Origin of the sequence: Stenotrophomonas sp. NPDC077420, from assembly GCF_044543385.1 — a bacterium.
In the GTDB taxonomy this organism is placed as follows: domain Bacteria; phylum Pseudomonadota; class Gammaproteobacteria; order Xanthomonadales; family Xanthomonadaceae; genus Stenotrophomonas.
Genome location: NZ_JBITVZ010000005.1, coordinates 64,396 through 89,614 on the forward strand (window position 1 = coordinate 64,396; position 25,219 = coordinate 89,614).

Here is a 25,219-nt window from a genome sequence, read left to right on the forward strand (position 1 = left end):
TGCTCGCGCCACCGGCAGGGATAGGGAATAGAACCTAGCATTATACCAGCCCAGCGCCCCTCGGGCCCGGGCGGTGGTCCCGGGGTCAGGGTCTGAGCAGGAAGGTCACCGGACCATCGTTGATCAGGCTGACAACCATATGGGCGCCGAACTGCCCGGTTTCCACCCCCGAAACGTGCTTTTGACGACAGATCTCCACCAATCTGTTGAATCCACGTTCAGCCTCGGCCGGCGGTGCGGCGGTGCTGAAGCCCGGTCGCATGCCACTGGCCGTATCGGCCGCCAACGTGAACTGGCTCACCAGCAGAAGCCCGCCCCCTGTCTCCCCCAGGGATCGGTTCATTTTTCCGGTCTCATCTGCAAACACACGGTAACCCAGCAGACGATCGGCCATCCGGGTGATCTGGGCCTCGGTATCGCCCGGCTCCATGCCCACCAGGGCCAGCAGGCCCGGGCCGATCTGGCCAACTACGGCCCCGTCGACGGTGACGCTGGCCTGGGTAACGCGCTGGATGAGGACAAGCATGGCGGGCATTTCCGGTAAACATGGCGCCCTACCTTAGGGGTTGGGCGCACGCACCGGCTAGACTTTGCCCCGATGAAACCGCAAACCACTGCCCGCCTGGCCTATCGCGCCGCTGCCCTGTTCACCCGCCTGCCCTGGTCCTGGCTGCGCGGCTTCGCCCACGCGCTGGCCTGGCTGTGGATCACCCTGAACGCCCGCGAGAGCCGGGTGACCCGCCGCAACCTGGAGCTGGCCTACCCTGAGCTGTCGGCCGAGGCGCGATCGGCCCTGTACAAGGCGGTATTGCGCTCGACCGCGCTGCAGGCGGTGGAAACCCTGCGCCTGTGGACCCGTCCGCGCGAGCAGAACCTGGCCCTGCTGACCGAACGCCATGGCGAGGCGCTGTACGACGCGGCGCTGGCCAGCGGCAAGGGCGTGATCGTGGCCGCCCCGCACTACGGCAACTGGGAGCTGCTCAACCAGTGGCTGGCCTCGCGCGGCCCCATCGCCATCGTCTACAAGGCGCCCGATGAAGCGGTGGGCGACGAATTCCTGCAGCTGGTCCGCGGCGGCAGCAACGTGCAGCAGGTCCGCGCCGAAGGGCCGGCGGTGCGCCAGCTGTTCAAGGTACTCAAGGACGGCGGCGCCACCGGCATCCTGCCGGACCAGCAGCCCAAGGCCGGCGATGGTGTGTTCGCCCCGTTCTTCGGGGTGGAGGCGCTGACCATGACCCTGGTCAACCGGCTGGCCGAGCGTACCGGGGCCACGGTGCTGTACGGGTGGTGCGAACGCACCGGGCCGGGCATGCAGTTCGCCCTGCACATCACGCCGGCCGACGCCGCCGTGGCCGATCCTGACCCGCGCACCGCGGCCAGTGCGCTCAACGCAGGGATCGAGGCGATCGCCCGCCGCGACCCGGCGCAGTACCAGTGGACCTACAAACGCTACACGCTGCGCCCGCCCGAAAGCGATGAAGTGGACCCTTACGCCACCGAGGAACATCCTCACTAAGCGTTGCCGTACCGGCCGCGGCCGCATCGATGCGACGCTGCGTCGCGCCGGCCACGATTGAATCGGTGCCTTCCGACCCCACTGTGAAACCACGATGTCCCCCACGGCCCCTGCCATGACCCCAGCTGCTCCTTCCCCGTTCGGCGATCCGGCCGCGATCCGCTGCGAGCGCGCGGTGGCCGAACTGCGTGCCGGCCGCCCGGTGGTGATCGACGACAGCCATGGCCAGCGCCTGGCGTTCATCGCCCTGGACAGCAGTACCCGCAGCAGCTACAGCGCCTTTGCCGAGGTGGCCGCCGGGCAGCACTACCTGTTCCTGACCGCCACCCGCGCGCGGGTGCTGGGCGTGGCCGCCGAAGATGGTGCGCGCGTGCCGCTGGCCGGGGTCGATTTCGACGCCCTGCCCTCGCTCAGCTACCTGCGCGATGCCAAGCCGATGCCCGCCGGCTGGACGGCCGGCCAGGCGCTGGATGAGGGTGCGGTGGAAATCGCACGGCTGGGCCTGCTGCTGCCGGCCATGGTCGGGGTGCTGCTGGCACCGGGCGATACCCGGTTCGACAGCTGCGCGCAGGTCGCGCTGTGCGACCTGGCGCAGGGCGCCGAACAGGCCGCGCATGCGTACGAGCTGGTGGCGCGTTCGCCGGTGCCGCTGCGCGAGGTGGGCATGACCGAATTTGCCGTGTTCCGCGGCGGCGTGGCCCAGCGCGACCAGGTGGCGATCATCGTGGGCACCCCGGACCTGGGCGGCGTGGTGCCGGTACGCGTGCACTCCTCCTGCCTCACCGGCGACCTGTTCGGCTCGCTCAAATGCGACTGCGGCGACCAGCTGCGGCGCGGCCTGCGCAAGCTCAAGGAACTGGGCGGCGGCGTGCTGCTGTACCTGGACCAGGAAGGCCGCGGCACCGGTATCGCGGCGAAGATGCGGGCCTACGGCTACCAGCACGATGGGCTGGACACCATCGATGCGGATGCGCAGCTGGGCTTCGGCGCCGACGAGCGCCGCTATGGCAGCGCGGTGGCGATGCTGCAGGGCCTGGGCGTACAGCGCGTACAACTGCTCAGCAACAACCCGACCAAGGCCCAGCGCCTGCGCCATGCCGGGATCGACGTGGTGGACTGTGTGCCGGTGACCGGCGACATCACCGCCGAAAACGAGCACTACCTGCGCACCAAGGCCGAACGCGCCGGCCACCTGCTGGACGTGGATGCGCTGATCCAGGCCGCGCAATAGCCTGCGCCAACCTGCTACCGTCTGCGCGACGGGCGCAGCCGACCTGACGTGGACGCCCGGCATGTTTCCTCCTGCCGAGCGCTTGCCTTGTCCGACCCGTCCCCTGCCCCGCTGCCGTCCCCGCCACCCCTGCCCGACCAAGGCACGTGGCAGCCGCTGCCGCTGCGCGCGGCCACCATTGCCGGCGTGGCCGGTGCCATCACCGGTGCAATCTTCATCGGGGGCGTGCTCGGCACGCTGTGGGTGGTCTTCGACCTGCCGATGCGCTGGATCGCGGGACCGGCCATGCTGCTTCCCGGCGCGCTGATCGGCGGCGTCTTTGGTTTCCGCCGGCAGCGCCGCACCTGGTGGCGGCTGGATGCGCAGGGGCTGGGCGTGCGCCGTGACCTGATGTGGCAGCTGGAAACGCGGGTGCCGCTGTCGCGCGTGCAGCACCTCGATCTGCGCCGCGGCCCGATCGAGCGCACTGCCGGGCTGGCCACGCTGGTGGTGCACACCGCCGGCAGCCGCTTCAGCGCGGTGTCGCTGGCCGGGCTGGACCAGGCCGATGCCGAGCGCCTGCGCGATACCCTGGGCCGCCAGCTGGATCAGGACGACGACGCCCTGTGAGCACGCCCTTGGCTGACGACGGCGCCCCCGACCAGCGCCTGCATCCCTGGTCGTGGCTGTTCGTGCTGCTGATGCAGCTGCGCCAGTTCCTGCTGCCGCTGGTGGCGCTGGTGGTGTTCGGTGGCCGCGGCGACAGTGACCAGGAGGAGATGTGGTCGAACCTGGCCGCGCTGGTGGTGATCGTGGTGCTGGTGGCGGTCTCGATATTGCAGTACCTCACCTTCCACTACCGCATCGGCCGCGACGCGATCAGCGTGCGCAGCGGGGTGGTTTCACGCAATCGGCGCGAGATTCCCTTCGCACGCATCCACAACGTGGTGGTACACCAGAACCCGCTGCACCGGCTGTTCGGGGTGGCCGAACTGCGCCTGGAATCGGCCGGTGGCAATCGCCCGGAGGCGGAAATGCGCGTGCTGCGGCTCGACCAGGCATTGGCACTGGAACAGCTGGTGCGCCAGCGTGGGCAGCAGGCGGTCGCCGCTGGCGTGGGCGACACCGGCCAGGTCAGCGAAGTGCCGGTCGCCACGCCGGCCGATGAGGTACTGCTGCAGTTGGGCACCGCCGACGTGGTCCGGATCGGGCTGCTGTCCAACCGGGGCTGGGTGGTGGTGCTGGCCGCTCTCGGTGCGTCCTACCAGCTGTTCCCGCGCGGCGCGGTGGACGAGGCCATCGAGTACGGCGGGCGCCAGGCCTTCGGCTACGCAAATACGCTGCACCCGGCCACCTGGGTCTGGGTGGTGGCCGCGGTGGTGCTGGTGGCGGGGTTCTGGGTGATGCTGCGGGTGTTCTCGGTGGTGATGGCGCTGCTGCGTTACCACGGCTTCCGCCTGACCGAACACGAGCGCCGGCTGACCGTGGCCAGTGGGCTGCTCACGCGCATGCGCACCAGCGTGGCACGCCGCCGCATCCAGGCCTGGACGCTGCGGGAAACGGCATTGCAGCGCTGGTTCCGGCGCCGCCACCTGCGCATCGACATCGCCGCGGGCGTTGCCAACGACGGCGAGCGCCGCGACCTGCGCGAGCTGGCGCCGCTGGCCACGCCGGAGGCGTGCGATGCGCTGGTCCGGCACCTGTTGCCGCAGCTGCAGTGGCCGCCGGCGCAGTGGCGGCCGGTGCCGCAGCGCGGCTGGTGGCGACTGTGCCTGCCGGCGCTGGTGATCGTGCCGCTGCTGGCCGCCGGTGCGGTGTGGGAAGTGGGGCCGTGGGGCGCGCTGGTGCTGGCGTGGCTGCCGTGGTCGGCGCTGCGCGCGCACCGCACCATGGCGCGCATGGGCTACCACCTGGACGCGCGTTATGTAGCGGTGCGCGGTGGCTGGTGGCAGCGCTGGTGGCGGTTTGCCGAACTGGACAAGCTGCAGTCGCTGCGGCTGGGCCGCTCGCCGCTGGACCGCTGGCTGGGCACGTCCAGCGTGTGGCTGGATACGGCCGGGGCCAGCGGCAGCATCGCGCTGTGCCTGCGGTATCTGCCGGAGGCTGAGGCGCGGGGGGTGTTTGAACAGCTCAATGCTGCGCTTGGAGAGCGTCGGCTTCAGTTATCGCTTTGATGGGCCCCAATAGCCCAGGTCCCTGCGGATCTGCAGGCCGCGTGTCCACGCGCCGAAGGGCTTGCGCTTCAGGGTGCCCATCTCGCCTGCCAGGAAATCTTCGGTGGCGGCGATCACGCGCTCGCTGGAGCGGCCGTCGCGCCACGGGTGGATGTCGTCGGCGTAGCGGCGGATCTCTGCCATCAACGTCGGCTCCGGGTGCAGCGCGCGTGCCAGCATCGCCGGCAGCTGGGCCGGATCGTCGAAGTCGATCATGTGCGGCTGCGGCACGCGGTTGCGGAAGGTCACCACGGGTTTGTGCTGCACCACGAACTCGGAGACGATCGAGGAGGTGTCCGACACCAGCACATCGGCGGCGCGCTGCGCAGCCATCACCTGTTCCGGTTCGATGAAGGCGGCGTTGGCGCCGGCCAGTGCGCGGTAGCGCGCGAACAACGCCGGCGGGCACTTGGGGTGCAGGGTCAGCAGCCAGTAGTGGCCGCCCCGCGCGATGTCCCCGGCGATCTGCTCGTAGAGGTGCGGGGCCGCGCTGAGGCGCTCGGTGAAGGTGGAGCCAAACAGGATCACCGGCCGCCCCTGTGCGGGCGCGCGCAGCGCCGCGCTGGCGCCGCCGTCGTCCAGGAACAGCGGGTCGAGCTTGGGCCAGCCGGTTTCGGCTACCGCGAAGTGGCCCTCACGTGCGGCCAGTTCGCGGAACGGGGTGGTGGTAGCCGGGCCCTGGGTGCAGTACAGGTCGAACAGCCCCCGCACGCGGAAGTGGCCACGGGCGCTGTCGCGCTTCTGCACGTTGAAGCCATGGAAGACCTGCACCTTGGCCCCGGCAATGAACGGCGGCACCCAGTTGGCCGCGCTGAACACCGCGCGCGGGCGCAGCGCCAGCGCCTGTTGCAGGCCCACGTTCGGCACGCCCGGCAGGCTGGCCCCGGCCGCCCCGTCGGCGAACCACGCCGACACCGATTGACCGGAGGCGTGCAACGCCTGGGCCAACGGGGCGAGAATAGGCAGCGCATAGCGCTCCGTCGCAAACAGCAGGTACTCGGCCATCATGTCCTCCACGACCGCTCCCGTTGAACGGCCTCGCATTACGGGCTGCATTATCGCGTTCAATGAAGCCGACCGCATCGGCGACTGCCTGGCGTCGCTGGCCTTCTGCGACGAGGTCATCGTCGTGGACTCCTATTCCACCGATGCCACCGTCGCCATCGCCACGGCCGCCGGGGCACGGGTGCTGCAACGTCCGTTCGACGGCTTCCGCAGCCAGAAGGCATTCTGCGTGGCACAGGCCGCGCACGACTGGGTGCTGTGCCTGGATGCCGACGAGCGGGTCAGCGATGACCTGCGTACGGCGATCCTCGCCGCCCAGGCGGCGGGCTTCACCGGCCACCACGGTTACCGCTTCGCCCGCCTTTCCGAGTACTTCGGCAAGTTCCTGCGCCATGGCAACGCTTACCCGGACCGGGTGCTGCGGCTGTTCGACCGCCGCCACGGCGGCTGGCGCGGCAAGCGCGAGATCCACGAAGCAGCCAGTGTCGATGGCAGCGTGGGCAGCCTGCGCGGCGACCTGATCCACTACCCCTACCGCTCGCTGGAGCAGCAGCTGGCCAAGACCCAGCGCTATGCGCGGATGATGGCCGAGCACGAGTTCGCGCGCGGCAAGCGCGCCACGCTGGCCAAGCTGGTGCTGGCCCCGGCGTGGCGTTTCTGGCGGGGGCTGCTGCTGCGCGGCGGCTTCCGCGATGGCTGGCATGGCTTGGTGTATGCCTACGTGCGCGCCAACTACGTGCGCCAGAAGACCATCATGTTGTGGATGCTGCAGCAGGGACAGCCGGTCAGCGACCCGCCACGGGACGGTGGCGACACTCCCTGAACACGGGTATGTCAGACTTTGGGGGCGTATTGCCGAAGGCCCCCATGAAGATCCTCTACACCAATTTCCACGCCGGTGACGGCGGTGGGCACACCACCTACCTGGCCTCGCTGGCGCGTGCGCTGTCGCCCCGGCACCAGCTGTTCATGGCGGCGCCGGGCAACAGCCGGGTGATCCGCGTGGTCCGCGCCGAAGGCATCGCCACGCCGGTGGAGATCGGCTTCAGCAGCGGCCTGGCCACGCTGGGCCAGCAGTGGGCCGACCTGCGCACCCTGCGCGGGTTGATCCAGCAGCATGGCATCGACATCGTCCACGCCAATGGCGCGCGCGACCACCGCGTCGCCATGGAGGCGGTGGCCGGGCTGAGCCACCGGCCGAAGCTGGTGTTCACCAAGCACAACAGCAAATCGGCCCGCACGTTCGGCAACGCCGTGCGTGCACGCTGGGGTACCGACCGGGTCATTGCCGTGTCCGGACACACCCGGCAGATGCTGCTGGACAGCCCGTACCGGCGCTGCCCGATCGACGTGGTGCGCAATGGCGTGGACCTGCAGCGTTTCGCCCCGGTGGACGCCGCCGCGGGGGCGGCGCTGCGCGCGCGCTGGACGCACGACCCCGAGGCGCTGGTGCTGGTGAGCAACGCCGGTACCGACGGCCACAAGGGCTGGATCGACCTGGCCCGCGCGATCGCCCGCCTGCCCGCACCGCTGCACGGCAAGGTGCACATGGCCGTGGCCGGACGCGACCCGGACCCACGCCTGGTAGCCGAAGTGGAGCAGCTGGGGGTGGCCGCGCAGGTCCACTTCGCCGGCCTGCTGGACGATATCCGCCCGTTCGTGGCCAGTGGCGATGCCGGCTTCGTGCTGTCCTACGACGTGGAAACCATCTCCTTCGCCTGCCGGGAAATGATGGCGATGGGCAAGCCGGTGATGGTCAGCGACTACGCCGGGTTGCCGGAGAACATCGAACACGGACGCACCGGCTGGATCGTGCCGGTGCGCGACGTGGCAGCCATCGCCGCGCAGGTGGTGGCGCTGTATGAGCAGCGGCAGACATTGCCGGCCGTTGGCCAGGCCGCGCGCGCGCATGCGGTGGACGCGTTCGGGTTGGAGACGTTCAGTGCGTTGACTGAAGCCAGTTATGTGGCGGTGTTGGGTGGGGCAGCCGACTAACAGTCGGCTCTACACGTCGGCTCTACACGTCGGCTCTACCGGTCGGTGCTGGTGCGCAGGCGCAGGGGGTCCGACAGGGCCAGGAAGAACGCGATCCAGGTGGCGTAGAACGAGGCGGTACGCATGTCGCGGAACATCATCTCGGTGATGCCGAACACCGCAAAGCCCACGCAGATCATCAGCCCGGCACCGGCGAACAGGCGGGTGGGCCGGTCGGTCATGTCCAGCCGCAGGCGGCGCGCGAACAGCCAGCCCGGTGCGATGTACAGCAGCACCAGCCCCAGTCCACCGAGCACCCCGTAGGTGGCCAGGAAGTACAGTAGGTCGTTGTGGGTTTCACCGAAGTCGCGTGCCACCGTGGGAGTGACCTGCTTGGACTCGGCCAGCTTGGCCAGTTCTTCGCGGAAGCGGTCGCCGCCGCCGATGCCGAACACCGGTTCGCTGCGGATCATGTGCCCGGCCGCGCTCCACAGCTGCAGGCGGATGCACACCGAGGTGTCGGAAAGGTGGGCCACCTGGCACTGGTCGTATTCGCTGACCCCCAGGTGGATGCGCTCGCGCATCGAAGCGTCGCTGGCCACGATGAGCCCGGCCATGCCCAGCAGCACCGCCGCCGCCAGCAGCTTCAGGCGGGTCATGCGCCGACCCTGGACCAGCATGGCGATGAACAGGAAACAGGGAATGGCCAACAGGCCGCCGCGGGTCTGGGTCGCCAGGAACGCGCCGATCCCGGCGATGCCGCTGACCAGCTTCAGCGCGAATTCGGTGCGGCGGAAGCGGGTGATGCGCAGGCCCAGCAGCAGGAAGGCGATCATCGAGAACAGCAGGGTCAGGTCGCCGTAGGTGACCGCGTTGAACTGCCGGGTCGCCGGACGTTCGCCGGTGCTCAGCACCAGCCAGGCCACGTTGATCACCGCGTACCAGATCCCTCCCAGCAGGCCGAGCGAGGCGTGCGCCAGGATGTGGCGCGGAATCCGCAGCGCGGCGGCCAGGATCAAGCCCACGCTGAGGAAGCGCACCGCTTTTTCGACTTCCGACCCCTTCCAGATGCCGTGCACCACCAGGCTGGTGAGCACCCCCAGCAGCATCACGGCCATGCCCGCCACCATCCATAGGTAGTCGCGGCGGTTGTCGCACCAGCGTGCGCCCTGCGTCGGGCGGCGTACCCAGGCCAGCACGATGAAGCTGAGCAGCACCAGCCCGTAATAGCCCGCGCTGCCCCCGTCCATGGTCGACATCAGCAGCACCGGCGAAAGCCCCAGCGCCCCGGTGAACAACCACGCCAGGATTGGGTTGACGCCGGCAGGACGGGAAAGCGGGTTGTTCACGTTCGGTGCGAGTAGGGCAGAGCGGTCGGCATTGTGGCTGATCGGTCGGGAATGATCCATGAGCGCGCGGCTACTCCTCCCCGTCTTCCTTGCCCTGCTCCCGGCGGATCCGGGCCAGGTCCACCGCACTGGGTTCGCACGGTCCAACAAAGGCCCGCGCCGGCACCAGCCACCAGCCGCGCCGGTTGGCCACGCCCACCCGCTCGGCCTGGCTGCGGTCCACGCACGCCAGCAGCGCCGCCTGCTGCACCAGCAGCCAGCGCCGTTCAGGCGCCTCGGCCTGCCAGGTCACGCCGTCCTGCAGCTGCAGATACCAGCGCCGCTTGAAACCAAAGGTCCGCACCGGGCGGTCGGACATCAGCAGGTTCTGCTCCTTCCAGCCGACCAGCGCCAGTTCTCCTGCCGGGCCGATCCGCTCGCCTACCTGGTGCATCAGCCCCCGTGCCGAACTCGAATCATTGAACAGCGGGTAGCCCACCAGGCCATAGGCCACCCAGGCCAGGGCCAGGATCGACATCACCGCCAGGTGGAAGCGGCGTGGGCCGGCGAACAGCAGGCTGACCACGCCCCAGCTGCCCAGGGCGACGCCCACCCATCCCAGCGCGGCGGTCACCGACGTGTCGATGCCCCGCTCCAGGATCCACCTGCGCTCGAAGCCCGGCTCGCCCCCCAGCATGGCCACGCCCACGCCCAGCAGGGCCAGGGTGAGCAACGCGGCAAACCCGCCCAGCACCCACTGCACGTCACGCCGGCGCAGCAGCCCGGGCAGCAGCGGCGCCAGCGCCAGGCAGAACATCGGCAGCGCCGGCAGGATGTAGACGTCACGCTTGCCGTGCGGGATCGAGAAGAACAGCACGATCAGCAGCCACCAGCCCAGCAGCAGCAGGTAGCGGGGGTCACGTCGCCGCAGGCGCCGCCACCACGCCGGAATCGCCCAGGGCACCAGCAGGAAAGCGGGAATCCACATCGACGGCATGGTGGCCAGGAAGTACCACCAGGGCTGGTGGTGGTCCCAGGACTGCGCGTAACGCTTGGCGGTCTGCCGGAACAGGATGTCGTTCATGTAGGCGCGGTACTCGGCCGAGCCGCTGCTGGTGGCGGCCAGCACCATCGGCACCAGCCACAGCGCCACGGCCAGCGCGAACGCCAGTGGGCCCAGCCAGAACCGCCAGTTGCGCAGGTCCAGGCGCACGCGCGGCCAGCCCAGCGCCACCGCGACCAGCGCCGGCACCAGCATGAACAAGGCCAGCACGCCCACGCCCTTGGTGATCACCCCCAGCCCGGCCGCGAACCAGCCCAGCCACCACCAGCGCCAGGCCGGCCCGCACAGCAGGTGGCGCAGCAGCCCGTAGTTGGCCAGGGTGATGAAGAACACCACCAGCGGGTCGATCTGCGCCTTCTTGGCCTGGAAGGTGAAGTGCACCGCGAACAGCAGCGCCCAAGCGGCATACAGCCCCACCTTGCGCGTCCACAAGCGGCGGCCAAGGTCGTAAACGCAGGCCAGCGTGCCAAGCGAGGCCAGCAGCGTGGGCAGCAGGAACGCCACCCGCCAGTCGCGCAGCAACGTGTACAGGGTGGCCTGCAGCCACATCAGCATGGGCGGCTTGTCCGAGTAGAGCTCGGTACCGCGGTGCGGGAACAGCCAGTCCCCGCTCAGCACCATCTGCTTGGCGACCAGCGCGAAGCGCGGCTCGTCGGACGGCCAGGGGTCGCGCATGCCCAGCCCGGCGCCCAGCACCAGCAGCGCCATCAGGGCCAGCAACCAGAACTCCCGGGATTGGCGTGTTTTCAGCATGGCGCGATTCTAACCGGGCAGGATCACCCCTTCTTCAGCAGACGCGCGTAGAAGAAGCCGTCAGCCCCTTGCTCGCCCGGCAGGCGCTGGCGACCGGCCCAGGAATCGTGGCCGTAGGCGTCACCCAGTGGCAGGAACCCCGCCCGCGGGGTGCGCTGCAGGAAGGCCTCGACCTGGAACTGGTTCTCTTCGCGCAGGATCGAGCATGTCGCGTACAGCAGGGTGCCGCCGGGGGCGAGCATGCCGAAACACGCATCCAGCAGGCGGGCCTGCAACCCGACCAGCGCCGGAATGTCGGTGGCGCGGCGATGCAGCAGCACGTCGGGCTGGCGGCGGATGATGCCGGTGGCCGAACAGGGCGCGTCGAGCAGGATCACATCGAAGGGTTCGCCGTCCCACCAGCTGGCCGGGTCGGTGGCGTCGGCCGCGCGCACCTGGGCGTGTTCGCCCACTCCGGTGCGGGCGAAGGTATCGCTGATGCGCTTGAGCCGGCGCGGGTCGATGTCCAGCGCCAGCAGGCGCAGGCCGGGGTCGCGCTCCAGCAGGTGCGCCGACTTGCCGCCTGGCGCGGCACACGCATCCAGCACGCGTGCACCCGGGCGCGGCGCCAGCGCATCGGCGACCTGCTGCGCCGACAGGTCCTGCACCGACAGCGCGCCGTCGGCGAAGCCGGGCAGCGAGGCCACGGCCACCGGCACCGGCAGCCGGATCGCGTCGGCGCCCAGGTCGGTGGTGTCGGCTGCGATCGCGGCCGCCTGCAGGCGCTCCAGCATCGCCTCGCGGCTGCCCTGCTGGCGGTTCACCCGCAGCCACAACGGCGCCGGCTGCAGGCTTTCATTGAAGATGGCGTCGGCCTGGTCGGGCCAGTCCTGCTCGATCTGCTCGGCCAGCCACTTCGGGAAGGCGTCGCGTGCCGGCATTGCCGGAATGCCCTCGCGCTGGGCGCGGCGCAGCAGCGCGTTGACCATGCCGGCCTGGCGCTCCCGGCCCAGCGCGCGCGCGGCCTCGACCGTGGCCGACAGCGCGGCATGCGCGGGCAGGTCCAGCGCATCGAGCTGGGCGAAACCCACCAGCAGCAGGGCACGCAGGTCCTCGTCGCGGGCGCCGAGCGGGCGCTCCATCCACTGCGCCAGCGCCGCGTCGTACGCGTTGCGCCGGCGCAGCACGGCAAAGCACAGGGCTTCCAGCAGGGCGCGGTCGCGGCTGTCGTCCAGGCTGGGCAGTGCGGTGTTCAGTTCGGCCTTGAGCGAACGGCCACGGCCGATCACCTGGGCCAGCACGCGCGCGGCCAGCACGCGCGTGGGTACGCCCGGGGCCAGCGCGGACAAGGATTGGCGTGCGCGGGGCTGTGCCATCTCAGCCACCTGCGACCAGGTCGCGACGCGCATTGAGGTAGTCGGCCGCGGTGATCGCCTTGCCGCCCTCGCGCTGCAGCACCCGCAGGCGCAACGCGCCCTGGCCGCAGGCGATGTCGATGCCTTCGCGGCCGGCGGCCAGCAGGGTGCCGGGGGCCCTGCCCTGGTTGTCCTCCAGGGCCACCGCGCCATGGATGCGTACCCGCTCGCCGGCCAGCTGCGCTTCGGCAATCGGCCACGGGTTGAAGGCGCGCACGGTGCGCTCCAGCGCCTGGGCGTCGCCGGACCAGTCCAGCCGTGCTTCGGCCTTGTCCAGCTTGTGCGCGTAGGTCACGCCCTGCTCCGGCTGCGGCTGCGCGATCGGCTTGAGGCCAGCGCGCAGCAGGCCCAGGCCGTCGGACAGCACCTGCGCACCCAGCTCGGCCAGGCGGTCGTGCAGCGACCCGCCCAGTTCGCCGCTCTGGATCGGTGTGTGCTGGCGCAGCAGCACCGGACCGGTATCCAGGCCGGCGTCCATCTGCATCAGGCACACACCGGTTTCGGCATCGCCGGCCTGGATCGCACGCTGGATCGGCGCAGCACCGCGCCAGCGCGGCAGCAGCGAGGCATGCACGTTCCAGCAGCCGTGGGTGGGAATGGCCAGCACCGCCTTGGGCAGGATCAGCCCATAGGCCACCACCACCATCAGGTCCGGCTGCAGGTCGCGCAGCTGCTGCTGGGCCTCGGCGGTCTTCAGTGACTCGGGCTGGAACACCGGAATGCCGCGGGCGATCGCCTCCAGCTTCACCGGTGACGGCATCACCCCGCGGCCGCGGCCCGCCGGGCGATCCGGCTGGGTATACACCGCCACCACCTCGTGGTGGCGCGCGGCAGCGCGCAGCGATGACACGGCGAACTCAGGCGTTCCGGCAAAGACAATCTTCATGGCGCTCCCACTTGCAGATAGAAAAACGGCGCCGGATCACGGCGCCGAAACAACCGGTCGCGGCGCGCGGGCATCCCGCGCGGCCACGTCCGTGGCCAGGTCAGGCAACGTGCTTGCGCGACTTGGCGAGCTTCTTGCGGACCATCTCGCGCTTGAGCGGGGAGAGATAATCGATGAACAGCTTGCCATCCAGATGATCCATCTCGTGCTGCACGCACACGGCCAGCAGGCCGTCGGTGGTCAGTTCCTGGGCCGCGCCCTGGCGGTCCAGGAAGCGCACGGTGATGGTGTCGGCACGGGTCACGTCGGCAAAGATGCCCGGCACCGACAGGCACCCTTCCTGGTAGACCTGGCCACCTTCACTGGCGACGATCTCCGGATTGATGAACACCAGCGGGGTGTTCTTCTCTTCGCTGACGTCGATCACCATGAAACGCTTGTGCACGTCCACCTGGGACGCGGCCAGTCCGATGCCGGGGGCGTCGTACATGGTCTGGAACATGTCGTCCAGCAGGGTCTGGAAGGACGGGGTGGTCACTTCGGCAGCGTCGATCCGCACCGCCTTGGTGCGCAGGCGCGGGTCCGGGAACTCAAGAATGGGCAGGATGGCCATGGCAAATACCGTTTGGGGGCGCCCTTAAAGCGGCGTACGTCGCAATTCTATCGCCAACGCTTGCCTTGCGCCCCGGTTTCTGGACTATAGTGCTCGAACCTGTTGGGGAATCAGGCACCACACCTATGTTTGAAAAAACTCGTACGGTCATCGCCGTCGCGATGCTGACCGTCGCTACCTATGCTACCGCCGTTGAAGTGAATGGCGGGCACCCGGAAACCTACGTCGTCCAGAAGGGCGATACCTTGTGGGACATTTCCGCGCGCTTCCTTAAAAAGCCGTGGCTGTGGCCGGAAATCTGGCAGGCCAACCCGCAGGTCAAGAACCCGCACCTGATCTACCCGGGCGACGTGCTGAGCCTGGCCTACCTGGACCGTGTCGTGGCCCAGCCCGGCCCGCGCCAGGAACAGCCCATCAACGCATTGCCGCTGGGGCAGATCGAACCGTTCCTGAAGCAGCTCAGCGTGGTGGACGAGATCGACTCGCTGCCCTACGTGGTGGCGCTGGAAGACAACCGCCTGCGCGCGACCACCGGGCAGACCGCCTACGTGCGTGGCCTGGACGGTGCTGAAGTGGGCCAGCGCTGGGCCGTGGTCCGCCCGACCGTGCGCTACTCGCTGCCCAAACCGACCGAGGACCTGACCGCCAATGGCGACGTCACCCCGGGCAGCGGCAACCTGTGGAAGAACTTCGTGGCCGCGCCGAGCAAGCGCAACGAGATGCTGGGCTACGAGCTGGCCCAGCTGAACGTGGGCACGGTGGTGAAGGTGCCCGACGGCACGTCCGAAGTGACCACGCTGGCGCTGCAGGGCCGGGTCGACGGGCGTGAAGTGCGCGCCGGCGACCGCCTGGTGCCGGTGGAGGCCACCCCGTACGACCTGCAGTTCTTCCCGCACGCACCCGCCGCCCAGACCGAAGGCCTGGACATGCGCGTGCTGGCGGTGACCGACATGTACCTGTCCGGCGGCCCGCGCGACGTCATCGCGATCTCGGCCGGCAGCGCCAATGGCATCGACAACGGCACCGTGGTGTCGCTGTGGCGCCAGGGCCGCCACGTGGCCCACCGCATGAAGTACCCGAACTCCTCGCGGATGGACGACTCGCTTACCCCGGGTGCCGGTCGCGTCTCGCTGCCGGATGAGTACGCCGCGCATGCGATGGTGTTCCGCACCTTCGACAAGGTCAGCTATGCGCTGGTGATGCAGGGCGTGAAGCCGGTGCTGGTGGGCTATTCGGCCAAGCACCCCGACGCGCAATAACCGCAAAACCCTACGTAACAACGCGACGGCGCCCCAGGGCGCCGTTTTCGTATGCGGGCTAGCCTGAGCGGATGCCTGCCGAACTGAACTGTTCCACCGAGGCCCTGCTGCGCCTGGTCCTGGCCGGGGGCGCCATCGCCCCGCGCCGCCTGCTGCTGTCCCGCTTCGACGACCCCGCCTGCGCCCTGCGGGCCGGCCCGTCCGCCTGGCGCGCCGCCGGGTGCACACCCGAGCAGCGTGCCCTGTTCGCCCTGCCCGAACCGCGCGCGCTTGCCCGCGGCCTGGCCTGGCTTGAACACCCCGGTCGACACCTGCTCGCGGTTGGCGATGCCGACTACCCGTCCCTGCTGCGCGAGCTCGACACCGCGCCGTTGGCCTTGTTCATTGACGGCGACCCTGCCGCGCTGTGGCACCCCGGCGTGGCCGTGGTCGGCAGCCGCACGCCCTCGCCCAGCGGTGCCGAACTGGCAGCGGAATTCTCCGGCGCGCTGGCCCGCAGCGGCCTGGCCGTGGTCAGCGGGCTGGCCGCGGGGGTGGATGCGCGGGCCCACCAGGCGGCACTGGATACCGCTGGCGGACGCACCGTGGCGGTGGTGGCCACCGGGCTGGACCTGGCCTACCCGCCCCACCACGCCGATCTGCAGGCCCGGGTTGCCGCCCGCGGTGCGGTCGTGAGTGAATACCCGCCCGGCACGGCCGCGCGCCCGGGCCAGTTCCCGGCCCGCAACCGGATCGTCGCCGGGCTCACGCTGGGTACGCTGGTGATCGAAGCCGCGCTCCGCTCGGGGGCGCTGATCACCGCGCGCCTGGCGGCCGAGGCCGGGCGTGAGGTGTTCGCCCTGCCGGGTTCGGTGCGCAACCCCCGCGCGCGGGGCTGCCACCGGCTGATCCGCGACGGCGCCCAGCTGGTGGAAGCCCCGGCCGAGGTGGTCGCCGGACTGGGCGCGGTGGCCGCCCGGCTGGGCCAGGCCTTGCGTTCGCGCCTGGATGTCCCCACTGAACAGGCAGGGCCAGCGGCACCCACCCCTCCTCCCCTCCTCCCTCCCGACTACCAGCGCTTGTGGAACGTGCTGGATGAAAACCCAACGGGTATGGATTCACTGATCCAGCGCAGCGGATTGACGGCGACGCAGCTGTCGGCCATGCTGCTGATCATGGAACTGGATGGAAAGGTGGTTGCCAGGCATGGCCGCTACTGTCGAAAACCCTAGTTTCTTCACCTCCACAGCGTCGTCGACGCAGGCCGAGGGGCAATGAAAGAGAGCATTCTGGATGTCCTGCTGTACCTGTTTGAACACTACTTCAGCGAAGACGCGGACCTCGTCCGCGACCGCGATACCCTCCAGAACAGCCTGATACAGGCCGGCTTCAGCCCCACCGAAATCAACAAGGCCTTTGACTGGCTCGACGCCCTCGCCGAGCAGCGCCCCGCCGTGAGCGTGGCCCGGGTCGATGGCCCCGTGCGTATTTTCCATGGTCCGGAGCTGGACAAGCTCGACGTGGAAGGCCGCGGTTTCCTGATGTTCCTGGAACAGCACGGCATCCTGGACGCCAACCAGCGTGAGCTGGTGCTGGACCGGGCGATGGCCCTGGACCAGGACGAACTGGACCTGGACGACCTGAAGTGGGTGGTGCTGATGGTGCTGTTCAACCAGCCCGGCGCCGAGGCCGCCTACGCCTGGATGGAAACCCAGATGTTCGTGGACGAACCGGAACCCCTTCACTGACCGTACACTGGGCGCCTTGCGCATTCAGGGGAATGGAAAGTGAGCCAGTGGTTCTATGCAGAAGGAAATCGTCAGCAGCGCGGCCCGCTGACGTCTGAAGAGTTGATCGCGCTGTACCAGTCCAGCCGCATCGCGCTGGATACGCTGGTATGGCGCGACGGGCTGCCACAGTGGCAGCCGCTGCGCAGCGTGGCCGATGAAATCGGCCTGGATGCAGCCGCCGAAGCCCCGCCCGTGGGCCCGCCCCCGGCGCCTGCCGTGCCCAGCCCGCCGCGCATTCCAGGGTTCGACACCCCCGACCCGCGCGCGGTCACCCCCGGTCCTGCACCCGGCTACGCCACGGCCCCGTCCTACCCACGCGCCGCGCCGCCGCCGAAGAAGACCTCCGGCTGCCTGGTGATCGGCCTGGTGGTGGGCGTTGCCTTCCTGGTGGTGGTCGCCATCCTGGCGGCGATCGCCCTGCCGGCCTACAACGATTACGTGCATCGCGCCAAAGTGGCCAATGCAGTGGCCATCGTCTCGCCGCTGAAGAACCAGGTAAGCGTGTACGCGCTGGAAACCAACCGCTGCCCGGTCAACGGCGACGACGGCTTCCAGAGCCCCGGCGCGTACGCCGCCGACTATGTCGCTGCAGTGCGCATCGGCCGCTTCGGCGAAGACAAATGCGGCATTGAAATGGAGTTCGCGGTGCCGGGCAAGCGCGCGCTGGATGGCAAAATGCTGTGGTTCGAGTACGACATGCAACGCCAGGAATGGACCTGCAGCAGCGATCTGGACAGCAAATATGTTCCGACGCAGTGCCGCGGCTGAGCCGCAGCTTCACATTTACGGATGAATCCAGAAGGGGAAGTACGCAATGACTGAGTGGTATTACGCCGAAGGCCAGCAGCGCCAGGGTCCGTTGCCGGTGGAAGAACTTCGCCAGCGCTTCCAGCGGGGGGACATCAGCCTGACCACACTGGTCTGGCGCGAGGGCTATCCGCAGTGGAAGCCGGTGTCTGAAGCGGTGGAGGAACTGCAGCTGCAGAACCTCACCAGCGCAACCGAGAACCTGGGCAGCGGCTTCGACCTGCGCGGTGATTACACCGCCATCGACAATGGCACCGCGCCGTTGCCCGGCACCGGTGGCGGCACCCATTCGCCCTACACGGCGCCGGGTGCCACCGGCAGCTACGGGTCGGCCGTGGTCACCGGCGGCGACGTGGTCTACGCCGGCTTCTGGAAACGTTATGCCGCCTACTTCCTCGACTCGATCGTGGTGGCCATCATCAACGTCCCGGTCAGCCTGGTGTTCAACCTGATCGGCGCGGCCAGCGGCAACGAAAGCCTGGCGGTGGCGCTGAGCATGGTGGCGATGCTGGGCGGTTTCGTCATCGGCATCGGCTATTACGCCGGCTTCCACGCCTCCAAGGGTGGCGCCACCCTGGGCAAGATGGCCGTGGGCATCAAGGTGGTGCGCAGCGATGGCGAGCGGATCACCTTCCTGCGCGGCGTCGGTCGCTACTTCGGCTTCATCCTGAGCAGCCTGACCCTGATGATCGGCTTCATCATGGCCGCGTTCACCGAGCGCAAGCAGGCCCTGCACGACATGCTGTGCGACACCCTGGTGGTGGACAAGTGGGCGTTCACCGAAAACGCCGAGTTCCAGGAGCGCGGCCTGGGTACGGTGACCATCGTGATCCTGGTCATCAGCGGGATCCTGACCGTGGCCAGCATCGGCCTGGTGATCGCCATGTTCGGGGTCATTGCCTCCACCATGTCCTGAGCGGCCGTCACACCCGGCCGCTTGACACGGGCGGCCCCGGCGTGATTCCTCTAACAGGCGCAGAACCTGAACGCCCGGCGCATAACCGGGCGTTCAGTTTATGGAAATCGACGGCTGCCCTTCACTAATGCGGCCTTTTGCTCCACCCTAGCGCCCTCCCCCGGGCTGCTGCCCACAGAAATCAACGACATGCCCAAGCACCTGCTCATCGTCGAATCGCCCGCCAAGGCCAAGACGATCAACAAATACCTCGGCAAGGACTTCACTGTCCTGGCCTCGTATGGGCATGTGCGCGATCTGGTTCCGAAGGAAGGTGCGGTCGACCCCGACAACAACTTCGCGATGCGCTACGACCTGATCGACAAGAACGAGAAGCACGTCGATGCCATCGCCAAGGCCGCCAAGAGCGCCGACGACATCTTCCTGGCCACCGACCCGGACCGCGAGGGTGAGGCGATCAGCTGGCACATCGCCGAGATCCTGAAGGAACGCGGGCTGGTCAAGGACAAGCCGATGCAGCGCGTGGTCTTCACCGAGATCACCCCGCGCGCGATCAAGGAAGCCATGAACCAGCCGCGCGCCATCGCCAGCGACCTGGTCGATGCCCAGCAGGCGCGCCGCGCGCTGGATTACCTGGTCGGCTTCAACCTCTCCCCGGTGCTCTGGCGCAAGGTCCAGCGCGGCCTGTCCGCCGGCCGCGTGCAGAGCCCGGCGCTGCGCATGATCGTCGAGCGCGAGGAAGAGATCGAAGCCTTCATCGCGCGTGAGTACTGGAGCATCGATGCCGCCTGCGCGCATCCCTCGCAGCACTTCAATGCGCGCCTGATCAAGCTGGACGGGCAGAAGTTCGAACAGTTCACCGTGACCGACGGCGACACCGCCGAAGCCGCCCGCCTGCGCATCCAGCAGGCGGCGCAGGGCTCGCTGCACGTCACCGACGTGGCCAGCAAGGAGCGCAAGCGGCGCCCGGCGGCTCCGTTCACCACCTCCACGCTGCAGCAGGAAGCCTCGCGCAAGCTGGGCTTCACCACCCGCAAGACCATGCAGGTGGCGCAGAAGCTGTATGAAGGCGTGGCGATCGGCGACGAAGGCACCGTGGGCCTGATTTCGTACATGCGTACCGACTCGGTCAGCCTGTCGCAGGACGCGCTGGCCGAGATCCGCGACGTGATCGCCCGCGACTACGGCATTGCCGCGCTCCCGGACAAGCCCAATACCTACCAGACCAAGTCCAAGAACGCCCAGGAAGCGCACGAAGCGGTGCGCCCGACCTCGGCCCTGCGGACCCCGGCGCAGGTCTCGCGCTACCTCACCGACGACGAGCGCAAGCTGTACGAGCTGATCTGGAAGCGCGCCGTGGCCAGCCAGATGATTCCGGCCACGCTCAACACCGTCAGTGTCGACCTCTCCGCCGGCAGCGAGCACGTGTTCCGTGCCAGCGGCACGACCGTGGTGGTGCCCGGCTTCCTGGCCGTGTACGAAGAGGGCAAGGACAACAAGAGCGCCGAGGACGACGACGAAGGCCGCAAGCTGCCGGCGATGAAGCCGGGCGACCGCGTGCCGCTGGACCGCATCCTCGCCGAACAGCACTTCACCCAGCCGCCGCCTCGCTTCACCGAAGCGGCGCTGGTCAAGGCGCTGGAAGAATATGGCATCGGCCGTCCCTCGACGTATTCGTCGATCATCCAGACCCTGCTGTTCCGCAAATACGTTGAAATGGAAGGCCGCAGCTTCCGGCCCTCCGACGTCGGCCGTGCGGTCTCCAAATTCCTGTCCAGCCACTTCACCCAGTACGTGGACTACGACTTCACCGCCAAGCTGGAAGACGAGCTCGACGCGGTATCGCGCGGCGAAGAAGACTGGATCCCGTTGATGGCCCGGTTCTGGGACCCCTTCAACAAGCTGGTGGAAGAGAAGAAGGAATCGGTCGACCGGGCCGAGGCCAGCGGCGCGCGCGAGCTCGGAACCGACCCGAAGACGGGCAAGCCGGTGAGCGTGCGCCTGGGCCGGTTCGGACCGTACGCGGCCATTGGCAGCACCGCCGAAGACGCCGAGGAGAAGCCGAAGTTCGCGTCGCTGCGCCCGGGCCAGTCGATGCACACCATCAGCCTGGAGGACGCGCTGGAGCTGTTCCTGATGCCGCGTGCACTCGGCGAGGACAAGGGCGAGGACGTCAGCGTCGGCATCGGCCGGTTCGGTCCCTTCGCCAAGCGCGGCAGCACCTATGCCTCGTTGAAGAAGGAAGACGACCCCTACACCATCGACCTGGCCCGCGCGGTGTTCCTGATCGAAGAGAAGGAAGAGATCGCCCGCAACCGGATCATCAAGGAATTCGATGGCAGCGAGATCCAGGTATTGAATGGCCGCTTCGGCCCGTACCTGAGCGACGGCAAGATGAACGGCAAGATTCCCAAGGATCGCGAACCCGCGTCGCTGACCCTGGCCGAAGTGCAGCAGCTCATGGAAGAAACCGGCAAGCCGGTGCGCAAGGGCTTCGGCAAGAAGGCCGCCAAGAAGGTCGTGGCCAAGAAGGCCGCCGTAAAGAAGGAAGCGGCACCGAAGAAGGCGGCCGCGAAGAAAGCGCCTGCCAAGAAGGCGACAACGAAGAAGGCCGCCGCAAAAAAGGCGGCTGCCAAGAAGGCAGTAACCAAAAAGACCGCCACCAGGAAGGCCTGAGACAGGTAGCGCCCGACCGTTGGTCGGGCGTAAACCCGACACAGCGGAACGGTCCCCGCCATGAAAGAACTCACCATAGCTACCGCCCCCGCCGCCCTGCGCGCCGGCGCTGTCATCGCCTACCCGACCGAAGCGGTGTGGGGGCTGGGCTGCGATCCGGGTAACCAGGATGCCGTGCTGAAGCTGCTGCAGCTCAAGCAGCGCCCGGTCGAGAAAGGCATGATCCTGGCCGCTGCCGACCTGCCGCAGCTGGACGGGTGGGTCGACATTGACGCACTGCCGGCCGAGCGCCGCGCCGAGGTGCTGGCCAGCTGGCCCGGCGCGCATACCTGGATCCTGCCGGCCGGCCCGCGCGCGCCGCGCTGGATCACCGGCGAACACAGCGGCATTGCCGTGCGGATCAGCGCGCATCCCGTGGTGGCGGCCTTGTGCCGGGCCTGGGGCGGGCCGCTGGTGTCCACCAGCGCCAACCTGGCCGGCCAGCCGCCGGCGCGCAGCCGTGACGAACTGGACCCGAACCTGCTGCGCGACCTGGACGGGCGGGTCGATGGCGCTACCGGCGGGCTGGAACAACCCACCCCGATCCGCGACGCCCTCACCGGCCACGTCCTGCGCAGCTGAGCCACAGGGCGTTCTTTGCGCCTGCACAGCCCAGGCTGCACACTGCGGCCATGCGCCCACATCCTGCCCTCCCGCTGTACCTGTTGCTGCTGTGCAGCGCCCCGCTGGCGGCGCAGGACAGCAGCCTGCGTGTCTACCGCTGCGTGGGCAGCACCGGGGCGGTATCCCTGCAGGACGCGCCTTGCCGCGACGGCCGCCAGGAAGTGAGGGAAATGCAGCGGCCGCGCGATCCGGCGCCGCGCGTGGTGCGCAGCGACCGTGACCCTGCCGCGCCGGCGCCGGCAGCACCCGAGCGCGAGGTGCGCTACGTGCAGGTGCAGCCACCGCAGCCGATGTACGAGTGCATCCGCGACGACGGCAGCCGCTATACCAGCGAAACCAGCGAGGGCAATCCGCGCTGGGTGCCGGTGTGGACCAGCGCCTGGATTCCCGGACGCCGGCCCGGCGGCATCCATCCCGGCCCTGGCCCGGGCCCTGGACCCCGCCCATTGCCGCCGATCGCCCCGATGGGCAGCGGTTCGGTGACCGCCAGCGGCGGCTCGCTGACGGTGTCCGGCGGCGGCTCCCGCGGGGGCGGCAGCATCAGCGTGGGCAGCGGCAGCACGCAGTGGCACAGCGAAGGTGCGGCCTATCCGGGCACCTACCAGGACGTGGTGGTGCCCGCCGGCAACGTGCTGGTGCGCGATGCGTGCCACCCCCTGCCGGCCAGCGAAGTCTGTTCGATCCTGAGCGACCGGCGTTGGGAACTGGTACGCCGCTACAACAGCGCGCTGCAGAGCGAACGCGATGCGATCAGCCGCGAACAGCGCGGGGTGGATGCACGGCTGGACCGCGACTGCCGCTGACGCTCGGTGCGAATCTTGTATCCTGCGCAGATGAAAACCGGGTGGCTCCTGTTGCTGTGCGTGGCGTGGTCGTCGGCAATGGCCGATGACGGCATCGTGTTCCGCTGTACCGATGCCAATGACAAGGTCACCGTCCAGGGCACGCCCTGCCCGGGCGGCAGCCACCAGGTCATCCAGCGGATGAATGCCGCTCCCGCACGCACCGAGGTAACGGTATCTACCGGCCCCACGCCGCCGCCGGCGCCAGTGCCGGTACCGCAGCAGGCACCAACGACGCTGCCCGACCCACCCACGCCGCTGCCGCCGCAGGTGCCGGGTAAGGCCAGGCCCATCGAGCGTGCCATTTCAGAAGCCTACGTGGTGCCCACCGGCACTGCGATCCTGGACAGCGCCAACCTGCCCAAGCCGGGCGATGATATTCCGGTCGATGGCGTGCCGAAGCCGCCACTGCCGGAGATCTTCCAGTGCCAGGGCCGGGACGGCGGGCGCTACCTGCATGAGCGCGAGCCCGCGCCACCGCATTGCGAACTGCTCGCGGTCACCGGCCTGGGCGGGCGCACGCCGGCCAACGCCGCCAGCTGCGAAGTGGTGCGCGACGCCTGCACGCCGATCGACGAAGCGCAGCGCTGCAATGCGTGGCAGCAACGTTTCCGCGACGCGCGCGGCCGCGAGCGCTTCGCCTCGCCGGGCAACGCCGCCGCCGCCGCCGCCGAACGCGAGCGCCTGCAGGCCGTGCTGGCCGAGAGCAGCTGTGCCGTGCCGCTTTAAAACCCGTAACGCAGGAAACCGCCGTCCACCGCGATGCATTCGCCGGTGACGTAACTGGCCGCAGGCAGGCACAGGAAGCCCACGGCCGCTGCAACTTCCTCGGGCTCCCCGATACGTCGCATCGGAGTGCGGTCGATCACCTGGTCGTAGTAGTCCGGATCGGCTAGCGGGCCGGAGGTGCGCCGGGTGCGGATGTACCAGGGCGCCACGGCGTTCACCCGGATGCCGTCTTCAGCCCACTCCACGGCCAGATTGCGCGTCATCTGGTGCATGGCGGCCTTGGTCATGCCGTACACCGCGCCGCTGCGCACGTGGGTGAGGCCGGACACGCTGCCGACATTGACGATGGCCGACGCGGCATGGCGCGCCAGCAGGGGATGCGCGTAACGTGACAGCTCGAAGGCCGAGAACAGGTTGGTCTCGAAGATCCCCCGCCATTCGTCTTCGGTGTATTCGGTGGCCGCCTTGGTGATGTTGCCGCCGGCGTTGTTGATCAGCAGGTGCAGGCCATCGCTGTGGTCCTCCACCCAGTCCAGGATCTCGCGACGGTCTTCGTCGTCGGACACGTCGGCGGACAGGCCGTGGATCTCCCGGTCGGGAAAGGCGTCGGCCAGCTCATCGCGCGCCATCTCCAATGCGTCCGCATCGCGGCCGACGATCAGCAGGTCGGCCCCGAACCCCAGCAGTTCCCGGGCGATCGCCAGGCCGATCCCGGCACTGGCCCCGGTGATCAATGCGGTTTGTCCATCCAGTCGCCAACGCTGCGCGCTCACCTGCTTCTCCTGCCCTGGGCCACGGCCCTGTACGTCCTACGCCGGATACCGCATCCAACGCTGCGGGGAGGATAACCCCCCATGCCCGTGCGGCGCACCCCATCACACACGGGCTGGCAAAGCGGTGCGACACTGCGTTTCCCTGGGCTTGCCCGCGAGGTTGCCATGCTGATCCGTTCCGCCCTGCCGTTGCTGGCCGTGCTCGCCGTGTGCGGCTGCAATCGCCCGGTGCCGCCGGCACCGGACACGCCACCCGAACCGCAGGCCACGGCGCTGCGTGACGCCATGCAGCAGCCACTGGACAAGGCCAAGGCCGCGCGCGACACGCTGGAGAAAGCACCCGACACCCGCGCCGCCGACGAAGTCGAAGCCGATCGCTAGTTCGACAAGCCACACGGGGTCTGCACTGGCTACAAACCCGGCTTTTGCCGGGTTTTATCCCAGGCTGGCGTTCTATTGGAGGTACGTTGTGAGCAAGATTGTCGAGACCCTGCGCAGTGACCTTGCCGCGCTCGTTGAAGCGGGGGCAATCAACAAAGTGACGATGCGTGAATTCGACGCGCTTTGCCCGCCGCCTGTCCGAAACTTCAGCGCTGCCGACATCAGACAGCTCCGGGCAGTGTTGAAGTTCAGCCAACCGGTGTTCGCATTACACCTGCACACGTCAGCGTCGACCGTTCGCAAATGGGAGCAGGGAGAGACCCACCCCACCGGACCCGCTCTCAAGCTTCTGAATGTCATCGCGGACAAGGGCCTGCAGGCAATTCTCTAGCCGCCAGGACGCCAGCAACAAAAAACCCGGCCTTGGCCGGGTTTCCTGTTGAAGCGCG

25 protein-coding genes are annotated in these 25,219 nt (G+C 68.8%); 17 read left to right on the plus strand and 8 right to left on the minus strand.

All coding sequences use genetic code 11. From position 1 onward, the window contains the following. Positions 1-85: 85 nt before the first annotated feature. Positions 86-526 (minus strand): D-aminoacyl-tRNA deacylase, encoded by a 441-nt coding sequence (gene dtd, locus ACIGII_RS06780; RefSeq protein ID WP_399635927.1) that lies wholly within the window; start codon positions 524-526, stop codon positions 86-88. A gap of 72 nt (positions 527-598) precedes the next feature. Here dtd and ACIGII_RS06785 point away from each other — a divergent pair, with 72 nt between their 5' ends. From ACIGII_RS06785 to ACIGII_RS06800, 4 genes are all read left to right on the plus strand, one after another. Continuing rightward, a complete protein-coding gene (locus tag ACIGII_RS06785) occupies positions 599-1,516 on the plus strand; it encodes a lauroyl acyltransferase (protein WP_399635929.1) in 918 nt (305 codons plus the stop codon). A gap of 94 nt (positions 1,517-1,610) precedes the next feature. Next, positions 1,611-2,747, plus strand: a complete 1,137-nt coding sequence (ribA, locus tag ACIGII_RS06790; RefSeq protein ID WP_399635931.1) for a GTP cyclohydrolase II RibA — start codon at positions 1,611-1,613, stop codon at positions 2,745-2,747. Between the two features lie 87 nt (positions 2,748-2,834). Further along, complete coding sequence (locus ACIGII_RS06795; RefSeq protein ID WP_399635932.1) at positions 2,835-3,356, plus strand: PH domain-containing protein; 522 nt, start codon at positions 2,835-2,837, stop codon at positions 3,354-3,356. After that, positions 3,353-4,900 (plus strand): PH domain-containing protein, encoded by a 1,548-nt coding sequence (locus tag ACIGII_RS06800; RefSeq protein ID WP_399635933.1) that lies wholly within the window; start codon positions 3,353-3,355, stop codon positions 4,898-4,900. Before ACIGII_RS06795 ends, ACIGII_RS06800 begins: the two co-directional genes overlap by 4 nt. Here the strand turns inward: ACIGII_RS06800 and ACIGII_RS06805 are convergent. After that, complete coding sequence (locus tag ACIGII_RS06805; RefSeq protein ID WP_399636367.1) at positions 4,889-5,947, minus strand: CDP-glycerol glycerophosphotransferase family protein; 1,059 nt, start codon at positions 5,945-5,947, stop codon at positions 4,889-4,891. The two genes, ACIGII_RS06800 and ACIGII_RS06805, sit on opposite strands and share 12 nt — an antisense overlap. Here ACIGII_RS06805 and ACIGII_RS06810 point away from each other — a divergent pair. Beyond that, positions 5,946-6,767 (plus strand): glycosyltransferase family 2 protein, encoded by an 822-nt coding sequence (locus ACIGII_RS06810; protein WP_399635936.1) that lies wholly within the window; start codon positions 5,946-5,948, stop codon positions 6,765-6,767. The two genes, ACIGII_RS06805 and ACIGII_RS06810, sit on opposite strands and share 2 nt — an antisense overlap. A gap of 44 nt (positions 6,768-6,811) precedes the next feature. Then, on the plus strand, positions 6,812-7,939 hold the full coding sequence (locus tag ACIGII_RS06815; RefSeq protein WP_399635939.1) for a glycosyltransferase: 1,128 nt from the start codon (positions 6,812-6,814) through the stop codon (positions 7,937-7,939). Between the two features lie 35 nt (positions 7,940-7,974). On the opposite strand, the gene ACIGII_RS06820 is transcribed toward ACIGII_RS06815, so the two are convergent. The 5 genes from ACIGII_RS06820 to def all read right to left on the minus strand — a co-directional run bounded on the left by ACIGII_RS06820 (position 7,975) and on the right by def (position 13,955). Next, a complete protein-coding gene (locus tag ACIGII_RS06820) occupies positions 7,975-9,327 on the minus strand; it encodes an O-antigen ligase family protein (protein WP_399635941.1) in 1,353 nt (450 codons plus the stop codon). Positions 9,328-9,337: 10 nt separating this feature from the next. Beyond that, positions 9,338-11,062, minus strand: coding sequence for an ArnT family glycosyltransferase (locus ACIGII_RS06825; RefSeq protein ID WP_399635944.1), 1,725 nt, complete (start codon positions 11,060-11,062; stop codon positions 9,338-9,340). Between the two features lie 23 nt (positions 11,063-11,085). Beyond that, the gene (rsmB, locus tag ACIGII_RS06830; RefSeq protein ID WP_399635946.1) at positions 11,086-12,417 is read right to left on the minus strand and encodes a 16S rRNA (cytosine(967)-C(5))-methyltransferase RsmB; all 1,332 of its coding nucleotides are present in this window, start codon (positions 12,415-12,417) and stop codon (positions 11,086-11,088) included. Position 12,418: 1 nt separating this feature from the next. After that, positions 12,419-13,342 carry a methionyl-tRNA formyltransferase gene (fmt, locus tag ACIGII_RS06835; protein WP_399635948.1) on the minus strand — a complete coding sequence of 308 codons (924 nt, stop codon included), beginning with the start codon at positions 13,340-13,342 and terminating at the stop codon, positions 12,419-12,421. A 100-nt stretch (positions 13,343-13,442) separates the two neighbouring features. Beyond that, complete coding sequence (gene def, locus ACIGII_RS06840) at positions 13,443-13,955, minus strand: peptide deformylase (protein ID WP_399635951.1); 513 nt, start codon at positions 13,953-13,955, stop codon at positions 13,443-13,445. A gap of 125 nt (positions 13,956-14,080) precedes the next feature. Here def and ACIGII_RS06845 point away from each other — a divergent pair, with 125 nt between their 5' ends. The 9 genes from ACIGII_RS06845 (at position 14,081) to ACIGII_RS06885 (ending at position 23,616) form a co-directional block, all read left to right on the plus strand. Then, positions 14,081-15,214, plus strand: coding sequence for a LysM peptidoglycan-binding domain-containing protein (locus ACIGII_RS06845; RefSeq protein ID WP_399635954.1), 1,134 nt, complete (start codon positions 14,081-14,083; stop codon positions 15,212-15,214). Positions 15,215-15,285: 71 nt separating this feature from the next. After that, the gene (gene dprA, locus ACIGII_RS06850; protein ID WP_399635956.1) at positions 15,286-16,425 is read left to right on the plus strand and encodes a DNA-processing protein DprA; all 1,140 of its coding nucleotides are present in this window, start codon (positions 15,286-15,288) and stop codon (positions 16,423-16,425) included. A gap of 42 nt (positions 16,426-16,467) precedes the next feature. Next, positions 16,468-16,941 (plus strand): DUF494 family protein, encoded by a 474-nt coding sequence (locus ACIGII_RS06855; protein WP_399635959.1) that lies wholly within the window; start codon positions 16,468-16,470, stop codon positions 16,939-16,941. Between the two features lie 39 nt (positions 16,942-16,980). Continuing rightward, positions 16,981-17,751 (plus strand): pilin, encoded by a 771-nt coding sequence (locus ACIGII_RS06860; protein ID WP_399635961.1) that lies wholly within the window; start codon positions 16,981-16,983, stop codon positions 17,749-17,751. A 46-nt stretch (positions 17,752-17,797) separates the two neighbouring features. Beyond that, positions 17,798-18,706: an RDD family protein gene (locus ACIGII_RS06865; RefSeq protein WP_399635963.1), complete on the plus strand. Its 909-nt coding sequence runs from the start codon at positions 17,798-17,800 to the stop codon at positions 18,704-18,706. 189 nt (positions 18,707-18,895) lie between these two features. Beyond that, a complete protein-coding gene (locus ACIGII_RS06870) occupies positions 18,896-21,382 on the plus strand; it encodes a DNA topoisomerase I (RefSeq protein WP_399635965.1) in 2,487 nt (828 codons plus the stop codon). Between the two features lie 60 nt (positions 21,383-21,442). Next, positions 21,443-22,003 (plus strand): Sua5/YciO/YrdC/YwlC family protein, encoded by a 561-nt coding sequence (locus ACIGII_RS06875; RefSeq protein ID WP_399635967.1) that lies wholly within the window; start codon positions 21,443-21,445, stop codon positions 22,001-22,003. Positions 22,004-22,053: 50 nt separating this feature from the next. Continuing rightward, positions 22,054-22,848, plus strand: a complete 795-nt coding sequence (locus ACIGII_RS06880; RefSeq protein WP_399635970.1) for a DUF4124 domain-containing protein — start codon at positions 22,054-22,056, stop codon at positions 22,846-22,848. A gap of 30 nt (positions 22,849-22,878) precedes the next feature. Next, positions 22,879-23,616 (plus strand): hypothetical protein, encoded by a 738-nt coding sequence (locus tag ACIGII_RS06885; RefSeq protein WP_399635972.1) that lies wholly within the window; start codon positions 22,879-22,881, stop codon positions 23,614-23,616. On the opposite strand, the gene ACIGII_RS06890 is transcribed toward ACIGII_RS06885, so the two are convergent. Continuing rightward, on the minus strand, positions 23,613-24,389 hold the full coding sequence (locus ACIGII_RS06890; RefSeq protein WP_399635975.1) for an SDR family oxidoreductase: 777 nt from the start codon (positions 24,387-24,389) through the stop codon (positions 23,613-23,615). The two genes, ACIGII_RS06885 and ACIGII_RS06890, sit on opposite strands and share 4 nt — an antisense overlap. Positions 24,390-24,554: 165 nt before the next feature. Here ACIGII_RS06890 and ACIGII_RS06895 point away from each other — a divergent pair, with 165 nt between their 5' ends. Together ACIGII_RS06895 and ACIGII_RS06900 are read left to right on the plus strand one after the other, a co-directional pair. Then, positions 24,555-24,770 carry a hypothetical protein gene (locus tag ACIGII_RS06895; protein ID WP_399635976.1) on the plus strand — a complete coding sequence of 72 codons (216 nt, stop codon included), beginning with the start codon at positions 24,555-24,557 and terminating at the stop codon, positions 24,768-24,770. An 88-nt stretch (positions 24,771-24,858) separates the two neighbouring features. After that, entirely contained in the window at positions 24,859-25,161 is a 303-nt protein-coding gene (locus tag ACIGII_RS06900; protein WP_399635979.1) for a helix-turn-helix domain-containing protein, read from the plus strand. Positions 25,162-25,219: the final 58 nt, after the last annotated feature.